Genomic DNA, 13,082 nt, shown 5'->3' on the forward strand with positions numbered 1-13,082 from the left:
AGGTTGACGATGGCTCACGCGCGCCGCGGCGGCATCGGCCGATATTATGACGTCAATGGCTGGCTCTTCGTCGCGCCGGCCCTCGGGCTGATCGCCCTCTTCATGATCTATCCGATCCTCTGGTCGCTCTGGATGTCCTTCCAGTCCGGCCGTGGCATGATGATGAAGTTCGCCGGCTTCGCAAACATCGTCCGCCTTTGGAACGACCCGGTCTTCATCAAGGCGCTCACCAACACGATGACCTATTTCGTCGTGCAGGTGCCGATCATGATCCTGCTCGCGCTGATCCTGGCGTCGCTCCTCAACAATCCGCGCCTTGTCGGCCGGGGGCTTTTCCGTACCGCCATCTTCCTGCCCTGCGTCACCTCGCTCGTCGCCTATTCCGTGTTGTTCAAGGGCATGTTCGCGCCCGACGGTATCGTCAACTCGACGCTCCAGGCGATCGGCATCATCGCCTCGCCCATCCCGTGGCTTACGAACGCCTTCTGGGCGAAGACGCTGGTCATCATCGCCATCACCTGGCGCTGGACCGGCTACAACATGATCTTCTATCTGGCGGCGCTGCAGAACATCGACAAGTCGATCTACGAGGTGGCCCGCATCGACGGCGTGCCTGCCTGGGCGCGCTTCACCCACATCACCATACCGCTTTTGAAACCGGTCATCCTCTTCACTACGGTGATATCGACGATCGGCACGCTGCAGCTCTTCGACGAGGTCTATAATCTCACCGAAGGCAAGGGCGGACCGTCCAATGCGACGCTGACCTTGTCGCTCTATATCTATAATCTCACCTTCCGCTTCATGCCGAATTTCGGCTACGCGGCGACGGTCTCCTACGTTATCGTCGTCCTCGTCGCGCTGCTCGCCTTCGTCCAGTTCTTCGCAGCAAGGGAGCGCGACCGATGAACACCAGCGTCACGCGCAACGCATCGGCGGTCTTCACCTATGGCTTTCTCGGGCTGATGGCCTTCCTCTCGGTCTTCCCGTTCATCTGGATGGTGCTCGGCGCCACCAATTCCTCGATCGACATCATCAAGGGCAACCTTCTGCCGGGCGAGGCGCTCGCGACGAATGTCGGCAATTTCTTCACGCTCGTGAACGTGCCGCTCGTCTTCTGGAACTCGGCGAAGGTCACCATTCTTGCGACGGTGCTGACGCTCGCGGTGTCGTCGCTCGCCGGCTACGGTTTCGAGATGTTCCGCTCGCGCCAGCGCGAGCGGGTCTACCGCGTCATGCTGTTGACGCTGATGATCCCCTTTGCGGCGCTGATGATCCCGCTCTTCATCATGATGGGCAAGTCAGGCCTCATCAACACGCATTTGGCAGTCGTTCTGCCCTCGATCGGCTCGGCCTTCGTCATCTTCTATTTCCGGCAGAGCACCAAGGCTTTTCCGTCGGAATTGCGCGACGCCGCCAAGGTCGACGGGCTCAAGGAATGGCAGATCTTCCTCTTCATCTACGTGCCGGTGATGCGGTCAACTTACGCGGCGGCCTTCATCATCGTCTTCATGACGGCATGGAACAATTATCTCTGGCCGCTGATCGTGCTGCAGTCGAACGAGACCAAGACCATCACGCTGGTCATCTCGTCGCTCGCCTCCGCCTACTACCCCGACTACGGCGTGGTTATGGTCGGCACGATCCTCGCGACGCTGCCGACACTTGCCGTTTTCTTCTTCATGCAACGCCAATTCGTCCAGGGCATGCTGGGCTCAGTGAAATAGGAAAGATGATGCGCTCTGTTACTTCCTTCAACGATTCATGGGTGTTCTCCGAAGGCTTCGTCGCCGCGGACGCCGGCCGACTCAAAGCCGGGCAGGCCGTGAGCCTGCCGCACAACGCCGTCGAGCTCCCCTTCAACTATTTCGACGAGACGTCCTATCAGCGCGCCTTCACCTATCAGAAGGTCATCGGATGGCATCGCGACTTCGCCGGCCGCGAGGTCTCGCTCGTCTTCGACGCCGCGATGGCGGACGCCGTCGTTTATCTCAACGGCGAGGAGATCGTCGCCCATAAGGACGGCTATACGCCCTTCGAAGCGCGCCTCACCGGCAAGCTCCGCGAGGGCGACAATCTGATCACCGTCAAGATCGACGGCAGCGAGAATCCGGAGATCCCGCCCTTCGGCGGCCGGATCGACTATCTCACCTATGCCGGCATCTATCGCAACGTCTGGCTCAAGGTCACCGACCCGGTCTCGATCGCCAACATCAAGATCGAGACCCGCGACGTGCTGAGCGACGCCAAGTCGGTCACTGTCCGCTGCGACCTTTCCAATCCGCAGAGGCTCGCTTTCGCCGGCACGGTGACGGCGCTCTTGAGGGATGGCGAAGGCGAACTCCTCGCCGAAGCGGTCGGCGAGACGAGCGGCGAAAGTGTCACGCTCAAAATGACCGGCATCAAGGGGCTATCGCTCTGGGACATCGACGCCCCGGTTCTTTACCAGGTGGAAGTGCAGCTTCGGACCGACCAGGGCCGCGACCGCCTGTCCTCGCATTTCGGCTTCCGCACGGCGGAATTCACCGTGGACGGCTTCCGGCTCAACGGCCGGCCGTTGAAGATTCGAGGGCTCAACCGCCACCAGGCCTTCCCCTATGTCGGCTATGCCATGGGGCGCCGGGCGCAGGAGCGCGACGCGGAACTGCTCAAGCACAAGCTCCACTGCAATCTCGTACGCACCTCGCATTATCCGCAGTCGAAGTGGTTCCTCGACCATTGCGACCGCATCGGCCTGCTCGTCTTCGAGGAAATTCCGGGCTGGCAGCACATCGGCGGCGAGGCATGGAAGGAGGAGGCGATCCTCAACGTCCGCCGGATGATCGAGCGCGACTGGAACCATCCCTCGATCGTCATCTGGGGCGTGCGCATCAACGAGTCGCAGGATTCGCACGACTTCTATGTCGAGACCAATCGCCTCGCCCGCGAGCTCGACCCGACCCGGCAGACGGGCGGCGTGCGCTACATCACCGATAGCGAGCTTTTGGAAGACGTCTATACGATGAACGACTTCATCCTCGGCAACGAAGAACTGCCGGGGTCAAACCGCCCGCGCACTGCGCTCAGGCCACAGCAGGAATGCACCGGGCTTTCGCGCAAGGTACCCTATCTCATCACAGAGTTCGGCGGCCACATGTACCCGACGAAGATCTACGACCAGGAGCAGCGGCAGGCCGAGCATGTGCGCCGCCACCTCGAGGTGCTGAATGCCGCCCATGAGGACCCGAGCATCTCCGGCGCGATCGGCTGGTGCATGTTCGACTACAACACCCACAAGGATTTCGGCTCCGGCGACCGCATCTGCTATCACGGCGTCATGGACATGTTCCGCGAACCGAAGTTCGCGGCTTACGTATACGCAAGCCAATGCGACCCGTCGGAGGAGGTGGTGATGAAGCCCGTCACCTTCTGGGCGCGCGGCGAGCGCAACATCGGCGGCGTACTGCCGCTGATCGTGCTCACCAATTGCGACGAGATCGAACTCAAATACGGGTCTCTCGTGAAGCGCGTCGGCCCCGACCGCGAGAACTTCCCGCATCTGCCGCATGCGCCCGTCGTCATCGACCACCGCCATTTCACCAAGGACGAGCTCGGGGTCTGGGGCATGAAGTGGGAGAGCGCCGAATTCACCGGCTTCACCGGCGGCAAGAGGGTCGCCAATCTCCGCATGGTCGCTGATCCCGTGCCGACGACGCTTCAAATCGAGGCCGATGGCAAGACGATCAGAGCCGAGGGCCGCGACAGCGTTCGCGTCATCGTCCGTGCGCTCGACCAGGCCGGCAACATCCTGCCGTTCCTGAACGATGCGGTCGATGTCGAGGTCCAAGGCCCGGCACGGCTCATCGGCCCCGCACACCTCGTCTTTCAGGGTGGCACGACCGGCTTCTGGCTGGAGTCGGTCGGCAGCGCCGGCGATGTCGCCGTCATCGTCACGTCGTGGCGTCTCGGCGCGGCAAAGCTGGACCTCGTGGCGTCGGCCGAAGGAGCGGCAACTGCATGAGCGAGCTGCAACTCAGCGACGTCCGCAAATCCTATGGCGGCCTGGAAGTCATCAAGGGTGTCGATCTCGACATCAAGTCGGGCGAGTTCGTCGTCTTCGTCGGCCCCTCCGGCTGCGGCAAGTCCACCCTCCTCCGGATGATCGCGGGGCTCGAGGAGATCACCTCGGGTGACCTGACGATCGACGACATTCGGATGAACGATGTCGACCCGTCGAAACGCGGCATCGCCATGGTCTTCCAGTCCTATGCGCTCTACCCGCACATGACGGTGCGGGAGAACATGGGCTTCGCCTTGCGCTTTGCCGGCGTTCCCAAAGCCGAGATCGAGAAACGGGTGAACGAGGCGGCCAGCATCCTCGAGCTCGGCCCCCTGCTCGACCGCAAGCCGAAGCAGCTTTCGGGCGGCCAGCGCCAGCGCGTGGCGATCGGCCGCGCGATCGTCCGCCATCCGAAGATCTTCCTCTTCGACGAGCCGCTTTCAAACCTCGATGCGGAGTTGCGCGTGCACATGCGCATAGAGATCGCGAGGCTGCACAAGCAGCTCTCCGCGACGATCGTCTATGTGACTCACGATCAGGTGGAGGCCATGACGCTCGCCGACAAGATCGTGGTGATGCGCGGCGGCGTGGTCGAGCAGGTCGGCTCGCCGCTGGAACTCTATGACGACCCCGCCAATCTCTTCGTCGCCGGCTTCATCGGCTCACCGAAGATGAACTTCCTCAGGGGCGTGATCGAGCCCGGCGATGGCGGAGAGCCTCACGCCCGCCTGCCCGACTACGGCGACGCGAAGATCCCCATAAAGCTGAAGCAGGCGGTGCCGGGGGCCGAGGTCACCATCGGCATCCGGCCCGAGCATTTCAACGAGAGCGGCTCGGCAATCCTCGATCTGACGATCGACATGCTGGAGCATCTCGGCGGCGAGACCTTCGCCTATGCCCGCCACGGCAAAGGCGAATTGGTCGTGATCGAAACGAAGAACGGCCGCGGCCTGAAATCCGGCGACCGCGTCGCCGCCCGCTTCGACCCCGCCTGCGCCCTGATATTCGATGCGAGTGGCAAGCGGCTGCGGTAGCGCGCGACGGATCAAAAGATGGAACCGTAAAGCCCGCACCAGTGTTCGGCCTTGATCAACCGAAACGAGGTGCGGCAACAATGATCCCAACAGTGAAACACCGCTTCGTCGAGTTGGACGGCATCGGCGTCTTCTATCGCGAAGCGGGCCGCGAGGATGCGCCGGTCGTCCTGCTTCCCCATGGCTACCCGTGCTCGTCCTACGAGTTCCGCAACTTCATGCCGCTACTGGCCGATCGGTGGCGGCTCATCGCGCCGGATTTTCCGGGGGCGGGATACAGCGACACGCCGGACGACTTCGCCTATGACTTCGACGGCTTCACCGATTTCCTCGACGCATTCCTCCGCCGCCTCGGTGTCGATCGCTTCGCACTTTATCTGCACGACTTCGGCTCCCAGATCGGTCTCCGGTTGGCAATCCGCCGGCCGGAACGGATCGCCACGCTCATCATCCAGAACGGCGACATCTATGAGGATGTGCTGGGTCCGAAATACGCGTCGCTTAAGGAGTATTTCCGCAATCCCACCGCCGAGGTCCGAGCCAAGCTCGGCGAAGCGGTAAACGAGGAAGGCTACCGGGACGAATTCCTGAATGATGTTCGGCCCGAGCTTGCCGAGCGGATTCCGCCCGATCTCTGGAAACTGCATTGGTCGCTGACAACGCCCCGGCGACGGGAGATCGCCATAGACATCATCGCAGGTCTGCGGGAGAACCTTGACTGGTTCCCTCGCTACCAGGCCTATTTGCGCGAACATCAGCCGCCAACGCTGATCGTCTGGGGACCGCAGGACGGCTACATGCCCGAGGCTTCGGCACGCGCCTATCTCCGCGACCTGCCGAAGGCCGAATTGCACCTCTTCGACGGTGGACATTGGCTGCTTGAGACGAACCTCCAGGAGGTCGCCGCGGTCACACGGGACTTTCTCTTGCGAATGTCTCCGGCCTTCTGAGCCACGACGGGCGCGGCCACCAATCAGCCGCGGGGGCGACCAGACTGCATAAACGCTCTTGACGGCGCGGCGATATCCGTCACTATTTGCGTCATTCACCAGGGGGGTCCCGGCAAGGGGCTGAGATACTGCTAAAGCGCGCAGTGACCCGTTGAACCTGATCCAGTTCATACTGGCGTAGGGACGGTGCGGGCGTTTGAAAGCCAGGATTCCGTGTTCACGCGATCCATCGGCGATACGTCTTTTCATCCTTCCGGCTTCAGAACTGGGTCTCCAACGCGAAAACTTTGGAGCCTCAAGATGAATCTATTCAAGCCTTTCGCTGCGCCGTCGGTCACTCAAGGACCGCTTCCGGTTTCCCGCAAGGTCTATAAGCCGGGCGAGATCCATCCCGACATCCGGGTGCCGATGCGCGAGATCGCCCTGCATCCGACCTCCGGCGAGCCGCCGGTCACCGTCTACGATTCCTCCGGTCCCTATACGCTGGAAGATGCCGACATCCGCATCGACGAGGGCCTGCCGCGCCTTCGCCGCGACTGGATTCTCGCGCGCGGCGACGTCGAGAGCTACGACGGCCGCGCGGTCAAGGCGGAGGATAACGGCTTTGCGACCGGCGAGAGACTGACGCCGGAATTCCCGGTGCGCCATCAGCCGCTCAAGGCCAAGTCCGGCCAAGCCGTCACCCAGCTCGCCTATGCGCGTGCCGGCATCATCACGCCTGAGATGGAGTTCATCGCCATCCGCGAGAACCTCGGCCGCAAGGCCGCAAAGGAAGCGCTCGCCCGCGACGGCGAAAGCTTTGGCGCTTCGGTCCCCGATTTCGTGACGCCGGAATTCGTCCGCCAGGAGGTGGCTAGCGGCCGCGCGATCATCCCGGCCAATATCAACCACCCGGAATCCGAGCCGATGATTATCGGCCGGAATTTCCTGGTGAAGATCAACGCCAATATCGGCAACTCCGCCGTCACCTCGTCGATGGCGGAGGAAGTCGAGAAGATGGTCTGGGCGACGCGCTGGGGTGCGGACACGGTCATGGACCTTTCGACCGGCCGCAACATCCACAATATCCGCGAATGGATCATCCGCAATTCGCCGGTGCCGATCGGCACAGTGCCGCTCTACCAGGCGCTCGAAAAGGTCGGCGGCATCGCCGAGGACCTCACTTGGGAGGTCTATCGCGACACCCTCATCGAGCAGGCCGAGCAGGGCGTCGACTATTTCACCATCCATGCGGGCGTCAGGCTGCACTACATTCCGCTCACGGTCGACCGCGTCACCGGCATCGTCTCGCGCGGCGGCTCGATCATGGCCAAGTGGTGCCTCCATCACCACCGCGAAAGCTTCCTCTATGAGCACTTCGAGGAAATCTGCGACATCTGCCGCGCCTATGACGTCTCCTTCTCGCTCGGCGACGGCCTGCGTCCGGGCTCGATTGCCGACGCCAACGACCGGGCGCAGTTCGCCGAGCTTGAGACGCTCGGCGAACTGACCAAGGTCGCCTGGGCGAAGGACTGCCAGGTCATGATCGAGGGCCCCGGCCATGTGCCGATGCACAAGATCAAGGAGAACATGGACAAGCAGCTTGAAGTCTGCGGCGAGGCGCCCTTCTACACGCTCGGGCCGCTGACGACCGACATCGCGCCCGGCTACGACCACATCACCTCCGGCATCGGCGCCGCGATGATCGGCTGGTTCGGCACCGCCATGCTCTGCTACGTGACGCCGAAGGAGCACCTGGGCCTGCCCGATCGCAACGACGTCAAGACGGGCGTCATCACCTACAAGATCGCCGCCCACGCCGCCGATCTCGCCAAGGGGCACCCCGCCGCCCGCATCCGCGACGACGCGCTGTCACGCGCCCGCTTCGAGTTCCGCTGGGAGGACCAGTTCAACCTGTCGCTCGATCCGGAGACCGCCCGCAGCTTCCACGACGAGACGCTGCCGAAAGAGGCGCACAAGGTCGCGCATTTCTGCTCCATGTGCGGCCCGAAATTCTGTTCGATGCGGATTTCCCACGATATCCGCGCCGAGGCGCAGAAGGAGGGCCTCGAGGCCATGGCCGCCAAATACCGCGACAGCGGCGATCTCTATATGCCGGTCGGCGACGGCGCTGCCCAGGCTGCCGGAGAATAGGCATGCGCGTGCTGATCAAAGGGGCCGGCGTCGCCGGCCTCACGGCCGCCCATGAGCTCGTCGCCCGCGGTGCGGAGGTGACGGTGGCGGAACATTCCCGAGGCCTCGCCGGCGCCGCCTCCTGGTATGCCGGGGGGATGCTCGCGCCCTGGTGCGAACGCGAGAGCGCCGAGGAGGTAGTCCTGACGTACGGCATCGGCGCCGCCGATTGGTGGGAAGCCGCCCTTCCCGCCGATTCCGTGCATCGCAATGGCACGCTCGTGGTGGCCCAGCCGCGCGACAGTGCAGAGCTCAAGCGCTTCGCTTCGCGCACCTCCGGCTTCCGCTGGCTCGGTGCGGAGGAGATCGCGGCGCTCGAACCAGCGCTTGCCGGCCGCTTTCGGCAGGCGCTGTTCTTTGCCGAGGAAGCCCATCTCGATCCGCGCAAGGCGCTCTCGACGCTCCGGCAAGGCCTCGTGGCGCGGGGCGTGGTATTCCGCGCCAGCGAGATCGACGAAGGCGGCTTTGCACTCACCGTCGATTGCACCGGCGCCGCCAGGATCGGCGAAGTCGAGGGGCTGCGCGGCGTTCGCGGAGAGATGATCTATCTCCAGACGCACGAGGTCACGCTCTCCCGTCCCGTGCGCCTGCTGCACCCGCGCATTCCGCTTTATACCGTGCCGCGCGGCGGTGGGCTCTTCATGTGCGGAGCGACGATGATCGAAAGCGACGATGGCGGCCCGATCACTGCCCGCTCGCTGATGGATTTCCTGAACACCGCCTATGCGCTGCATCCCGCCTTTGCCGAGGCCCGTCTCGTCGAGACGGGCGCGGGCGTGCGCCCGGCCTTTGCCGACAACCTGCCGCGGGTCTCGCGGCGCGAAAACACCATCTCCGTCAACGGCCTCTACCGGCACGGCTTCCTTCTGTCGCCGGCGACGGCCAGGCAAGCAGCGGCGCTGGCCTTCGACGAACAATCAGGAAGAGGACATGTCCGATGAAGCTGACAGTGAACGGCGAAGAGCATGAGCTTCAGGCTGCGACGCTCGCCGACTTGCTCGCTCTGCTCGACTACGAAGGCGAGTGGCTCGCGACCGCCGTCAACGGCGAACTGGTGCACAGGACCGATCGCAGCCGTCATCACCTAAAGGACAGCGACCGCATCGAAATCCTGTCGCCAATGCAGGGAGGCTGAGCCATGCCGGTATTTTACGGAAGCGAACTCCGCTCGCGGCTGCTGCTTGGAACCGCGCGTTATCCCTCGCCGGCCGTGCTCGCCGAGGCCGTGCGGCGGTCGGGCACCGACATCGTCACGGTTTCGCTTCGCCGCGAGACGGCGGGCGGGCGCCAGGGCGGCGCCTTCTTCGAGCTGATCCGCGAGCTCGGCGTGCGCGTGCTGCCGAACACGGCCGGCTGCCACTCGGTCTCGGAAGCCGTGCTGACGGCGAAGATGGCGCGCGAGATCTTCGCCACGGACTGGATCAAGCTCGAAGTGATCGGCCACCACGAGACGTTGCAGCCGGATGTCTTTGGCCTCGTCGAGGCAGCGCGCATCCTCGCTGGCGAAGGATTCGAGGTCTTCCCCTACACGACCGACGATCTCGTCGTTGCCGAACGGCTGCTGGAGGCCGGCTGCAAGGTGCTGATGCCCTGGTGTGCGCCGATCGGCAGCGCCATGGGGCCGCAGAACGTGCCGAGCTTGCGCGCCATGCGCGCCGAATTTCCCGACGTGCCGCTGATCGTCGACGCCGGCATCGGCCGCCCGTCGCATGCGGCGGCCGTCATGGAGCTCGGCTATGACGCGGTGCTGCTCAACACGGCCGTCGCGGGTGCCGGCGAGCCCGTCGCCATGGCGGAAGCCTTCGCCAAGGCAATCGCGGCCGGGCACATCGCCTATCACGCCGGCATGTTGGAACCGCGCGACATGGCCGTCCCTTCGACGCCCGTTATCGGAAAGGCCGTCTTCTCATGAAGCTTGATCCCTTCTATCTCATCGTCGACAGCGCCGCCTGGATCGAGCGCCTGGTCCCGCTCGGGGTCAAGCTCGTTCAGCTCAGGATCAAGGACAGGACCGAAGACGACCTCCGCGGCGAGATCCGCGCCGCCCAGGCGATCTGCGCCGAGCATCGCTGCCAGTTAATCATCAACGATTACTGGCGGCTTGCGATCGAGGAGCGCTGCGATTTCGTCCATCTCGGCCAGGAGGATCTGGCCGAGGCCGACCTCGGCGCGATCCGTGCCGCCGGGTTGAAGCTCGGGCTTAGCACCCATGACGAGGCAGAACTCAGATCGGCGCTGGCAGCCGAGCCGGACTATGTCGCGCTCGGCCCGATCTATCCGACGATCTTCAAGAAGATGAGATGGGCGCCGCAGGGACTGGAGCGGCTTGCCGCCTGGAGCGAGCGTATTCGCCCGCTGCCCCTCGTCGCGATCGGCGGGCTCAATCCGGAGCGGATCGAAGGCGTCTTCGCCCACGGCGCCGATAGCGCCGCCGTCGTCACCGACATCACGCTCAACGCCGATCCGGAGGGAAGGACGAAGGAGTGGATTCGGAAGACGGAGGCGTGGAGATAGGGCCGCTTGCCCGGCCCATTCCTCACTCCAGCGTCTGTTCGGTTCCGCAGGGATCCACTCAGACCGCTATGCGCCCCCGGGAGCTGAAGACGTAGAGCGCACTCGCAAGCGTCGCGACAGCGCAGTAGCTGATGGCGCCGAGCGGGCCGAAGCCATCCACGAAGAGACCACCCAGTATCGCGCCACTGGCGATGCCGACCTGGAAGGTTGCGACGATGAGGCCGCCCGTGCTTTCCGCATGCTCGGGCGCGGCGCGCACCATCCACGTCTGGACGGCGACGGGCAGCGCACCGAATGCGAAGCCCCAGGTGGTCACCGCAACGGCCGACACGACGTCGATCGAGCCGAAGATCACGAGGGCGAAGGCCATCGCCGCGATGAGCAGCGTACCGAGGCTGACAGCCGCCGTGATGCTGCGTTCGATGATGAGGCCCCCGGCAAGATTGCCGAAGAAACCGCCAACGCCGTAAGCGAGCAGGATCAGCGAGATCGCCTCGATGCCGAATTCGGGCACCTTCTCCAGGAACGGGCGCACATAGGTGAAACCGGCAAAGTGCCCCGAGACGAAGAGCAGCACCGTTATAATGCCGATGCGGATGCTCGGCATGCGTATGAAGTCGAACAGGAGCTTGAGGCTCGGTGCGGATTGCGGCGGCAGCCGCGGTATGCTCACCATCTGCACGATGAGCGTCAACGCCCCGACCGCGGCGGCCATCAGGAAAGCGGCGCGCCAGCCCCAGAGATCGCCGATATAGGCGCCAACCGGCGCCGCGCAGACGGTCGCAACCGATACGCCGGTGAAGACGATCGACATGGCGCGCGGCACGAGAGACATCGGCACGAGACGCAAGGCGATCGCGGCCATCATCGACCAGAAGCCGCCGAGCCCGATGCCGAGGACGACGCGAGCCGCAAGCAGCATGGCGAGATTGGTGGCAAAGGCGGCGGTGAGGCTGGAAGCTATCAGCGCAAGGGTGAACCCCCAGAGCACCAACCGGCGATCGAATCGGCGCGTGGCGATCGCTACCGTCAGCCCCGCAACCGCGCCGACTACGGCAGTCGCCGTGACCGCCTGGCCCGCCGTGCCCGTGCTGATGCCGAGATCGGCCGCCATCGGGGTCAGAATGCTGACGGGAAGGAACTCGGCCGTGACGAGGCCGAACACGCCAAGCGCGAGGGAGGCGACGCCGGCCCAGGCGGGGTCGCTTCGCTCGTCGCTTGCCGGTATAAGTCCGGCATCCAGTGTTGTCGCTGTATCTGTCATGAGAGCGGTCTCCTTGATCGGTCCGGCTTAGATAAGGCGTGACGCTCTGGACATTCCATGCTAGAAATTCCGCAATGCTTGATCGTTCGTCCAAAAATTCTTCTGTCGTTTCGGAAGACTTCCTGACCGAGCTCTTGCGCGGCCTGCGCCTCGACGGCGTCGATTACGTCCGCTGTGAGTTGGCAGGCCCGTGGGGCATTTCATTCCCGGTGCAGGAGACGGCGCGGTTCCATTTCATCTGTGGGAACTGCTGGCTGCGTGGTCCGGGCGGCGACTGGATCGAATTGAAGCGTGGCGACGCCGTGCTTCTGCCACGCGGCGGCGAGCATGCGCTGGCAAGCTCCCCGGACGAGAAATTGTCTTCGCTGGAGACCTATTCCCTCCAACAGGTATGCGATTGCGTCTACAACGTCTGCGGCGGCGGGCGCGGCGAGATGACCATCCTTTTCTGCGGCAGCCTCAAGTTCAACATGGATGCCATGCATCCCTTGCTGCGCATGATGCCGGACGTGATGCGCATCGACGCGCTCACCGCCAGCGAACCGGCGATCCCGCACCTGCTCGACGCCATGGCGCGCGAAGTCGGCGCGAGCCGCGTCGGCTCGGGCGGCGTCCTGGCGCGGCTTGCCGATGTGCTGGCCGCGCTGATCATCCGCTCCTGGGTGGAGCACGGGTGCGGCAACACGAGCGGCTGGGTGGCCGCAGTCCGGCATCCTTCCATTGGCCGGGTGATCGCGGCTATGCATCTCGATCCGGAAAAGAACTGGACGGTCGACTCTCTCGCCAAACTCATGGGCGCCTCGCGCTCGGGCTTCGCCCAGCAGTTCGCTGCCGTGGTCGGCGAGACACCGGCGCGTTACCTCACGCAGGTGCGCATGCACCAGGCGCGCCAGTGGCTCGCCCGCGACCGCATGCGCATCTCGGTCGTGGCGCGGCGCCTCGGTTACGATTCCGAGGCCTCCTTCAGCCGCGCCTTCAAGCGCGTCATCGGCGCGCCGCCAAGCCACTATCGCGGTGCCGAGACGCCGGGCGCGCAGACATTCGGAGACGAGGTCTTAGAGCACCGGCGTTGATTGCTGTTAGATCACGATGATTTCAGGTCGGATCGA

12 protein-coding genes and 1 riboswitch are annotated in these 13,082 nt (G+C 64.1%); of the genes, 11 read left to right on the top strand and 1 reads right to left on the bottom strand.

Annotated features, from left to right (window positions below; all coding sequences use genetic code 11):
- Positions 1-9 precede the first annotated feature (9 nt).
- The 10 genes from AYK65_RS30080 (at position 10) to AYK65_RS30125 (ending at position 10,709) form a co-directional block, all read left to right on the top strand.
- The gene (locus AYK65_RS30080) at positions 10-909 is read left to right on the top strand and encodes a carbohydrate ABC transporter permease (protein WP_081162994.1); all 900 of its coding nucleotides are present in this window, start codon (positions 10-12) and stop codon (positions 907-909) included.
- Positions 906-1,727, top strand: a complete 822-nt coding sequence (locus AYK65_RS30085) for a carbohydrate ABC transporter permease (RefSeq protein ID WP_046117546.1) — start codon at positions 906-908, stop codon at positions 1,725-1,727. The genes AYK65_RS30080 and AYK65_RS30085 overlap by 4 nt, the downstream gene beginning before the upstream one ends.
- 8 nt (positions 1,728-1,735) lie before the next feature.
- Positions 1,736-4,000 carry a glycoside hydrolase family 2 protein gene (locus tag AYK65_RS30090; RefSeq protein WP_081163121.1) on the top strand — a complete coding sequence of 755 codons (2,265 nt, stop codon included), beginning with the start codon at positions 1,736-1,738 and terminating at the stop codon, positions 3,998-4,000.
- The gene (locus tag AYK65_RS30095) at positions 3,997-5,073 is read left to right on the top strand and encodes an ABC transporter ATP-binding protein (RefSeq protein ID WP_026614692.1); all 1,077 of its coding nucleotides are present in this window, start codon (positions 3,997-3,999) and stop codon (positions 5,071-5,073) included. Before AYK65_RS30090 ends, AYK65_RS30095 begins: the two co-directional genes overlap by 4 nt.
- Before the next feature lie 80 nt (positions 5,074-5,153).
- On the top strand, positions 5,154-6,023 hold the full coding sequence (locus AYK65_RS30100; RefSeq protein ID WP_081162996.1) for an alpha/beta fold hydrolase: 870 nt from the start codon (positions 5,154-5,156) through the stop codon (positions 6,021-6,023).
- 90 nt (positions 6,024-6,113) lie between these two features.
- A riboswitch (TPP riboswitch) is annotated at positions 6,114-6,225 on the top strand.
- A gap of 98 nt (positions 6,226-6,323) precedes the next feature.
- The gene (gene thiC / locus AYK65_RS30105) at positions 6,324-8,156 is read left to right on the top strand and encodes a phosphomethylpyrimidine synthase ThiC (RefSeq protein ID WP_081162999.1); all 1,833 of its coding nucleotides are present in this window, start codon (positions 6,324-6,326) and stop codon (positions 8,154-8,156) included.
- Positions 8,157-8,158: 2 nt separating this feature from the next.
- A complete protein-coding gene (locus AYK65_RS30110; RefSeq protein WP_081163002.1) occupies positions 8,159-9,136 on the top strand; it encodes an FAD-dependent oxidoreductase in 978 nt (325 codons plus the stop codon).
- Positions 9,133-9,330 (top strand): sulfur carrier protein ThiS, encoded by a 198-nt coding sequence (gene thiS, locus AYK65_RS30115; RefSeq protein WP_026614696.1) that lies wholly within the window; start codon positions 9,133-9,135, stop codon positions 9,328-9,330. The genes AYK65_RS30110 and thiS overlap by 4 nt, the downstream gene beginning before the upstream one ends.
- Positions 9,331-9,333: 3 nt before the next feature.
- A complete protein-coding gene (locus tag AYK65_RS30120; protein WP_026614697.1) occupies positions 9,334-10,107 on the top strand; it encodes a thiazole synthase in 774 nt (257 codons plus the stop codon).
- Positions 10,104-10,709 carry a thiamine phosphate synthase gene (locus AYK65_RS30125; protein ID WP_046117541.1) on the top strand — a complete coding sequence of 202 codons (606 nt, stop codon included), beginning with the start codon at positions 10,104-10,106 and terminating at the stop codon, positions 10,707-10,709. Before AYK65_RS30120 ends, AYK65_RS30125 begins: the two co-directional genes overlap by 4 nt.
- 58 nt (positions 10,710-10,767) lie before the next feature.
- On the opposite strand, the gene AYK65_RS30130 is transcribed toward AYK65_RS30125, so the two are convergent.
- Positions 10,768-11,973, bottom strand: a complete 1,206-nt coding sequence (locus tag AYK65_RS30130; RefSeq protein WP_081163006.1) for an MFS transporter — start codon at positions 11,971-11,973, stop codon at positions 10,768-10,770.
- Positions 11,974-12,047: 74 nt separating this feature from the next.
- Between AYK65_RS30130 and AYK65_RS30135 the strand changes: the two genes are divergently transcribed.
- Entirely contained in the window at positions 12,048-13,046 is a 999-nt protein-coding gene (locus tag AYK65_RS30135) for an AraC family transcriptional regulator (RefSeq protein ID WP_026614700.1), read from the top strand.
- The last annotated feature ends 36 nt before the right edge of the window (positions 13,047-13,082 follow it).

Source organism: Ensifer aridi (assembly GCF_002078505.1).
Classification (GTDB): Bacteria; Pseudomonadota; Alphaproteobacteria; order Rhizobiales; family Rhizobiaceae; genus Sinorhizobium; species Sinorhizobium aridi.

What these genes read in the sequence shown, in the direction of transcription:
- AYK65_RS30080 (WP_081162994.1), top strand. Translation starts at nt 10, where the DNA reads ATGGCTCACGCGCGCCGCGGCGGCATCGGCCGATATTATGACGTCAAT.
- AYK65_RS30085 (WP_046117546.1), top strand. Translation starts at nt 906, where the DNA reads ATGAACACCAGCGTCACGCGCAACGCATCGGCGGTCTTCACCTATGGC.
- AYK65_RS30090 (WP_081163121.1), top strand. Translation starts at nt 1,736, where the DNA reads ATGCGCTCTGTTACTTCCTTCAACGATTCATGGGTGTTCTCCGAAGGC.
- AYK65_RS30095 (WP_026614692.1), top strand. Translation starts at nt 3,997, where the DNA reads ATGAGCGAGCTGCAACTCAGCGACGTCCGCAAATCCTATGGCGGCCTG.
- AYK65_RS30100 (WP_081162996.1), top strand. Translation starts at nt 5,154, where the DNA reads ATGATCCCAACAGTGAAACACCGCTTCGTCGAGTTGGACGGCATCGGC.
- thiC (WP_081162999.1), top strand. Translation starts at nt 6,324, where the DNA reads ATGAATCTATTCAAGCCTTTCGCTGCGCCGTCGGTCACTCAAGGACCG.
- AYK65_RS30110 (WP_081163002.1), top strand. Translation starts at nt 8,159, where the DNA reads ATGCGCGTGCTGATCAAAGGGGCCGGCGTCGCCGGCCTCACGGCCGCC.
- thiS (WP_026614696.1), top strand. Translation starts at nt 9,133, where the DNA reads ATGAAGCTGACAGTGAACGGCGAAGAGCATGAGCTTCAGGCTGCGACG.
- AYK65_RS30120 (WP_026614697.1), top strand. Translation starts at nt 9,334, where the DNA reads ATGCCGGTATTTTACGGAAGCGAACTCCGCTCGCGGCTGCTGCTTGGA.
- AYK65_RS30125 (WP_046117541.1), top strand. Translation starts at nt 10,104, where the DNA reads ATGAAGCTTGATCCCTTCTATCTCATCGTCGACAGCGCCGCCTGGATC.
- AYK65_RS30130 (WP_081163006.1), bottom strand. Translation starts at nt 11,973, where the DNA reads ATGACAGATACAGCGACAACACTGGATGCCGGACTTATACCGGCAAGC.
- AYK65_RS30135 (WP_026614700.1), top strand. Translation starts at nt 12,048, where the DNA reads ATGCTTGATCGTTCGTCCAAAAATTCTTCTGTCGTTTCGGAAGACTTC.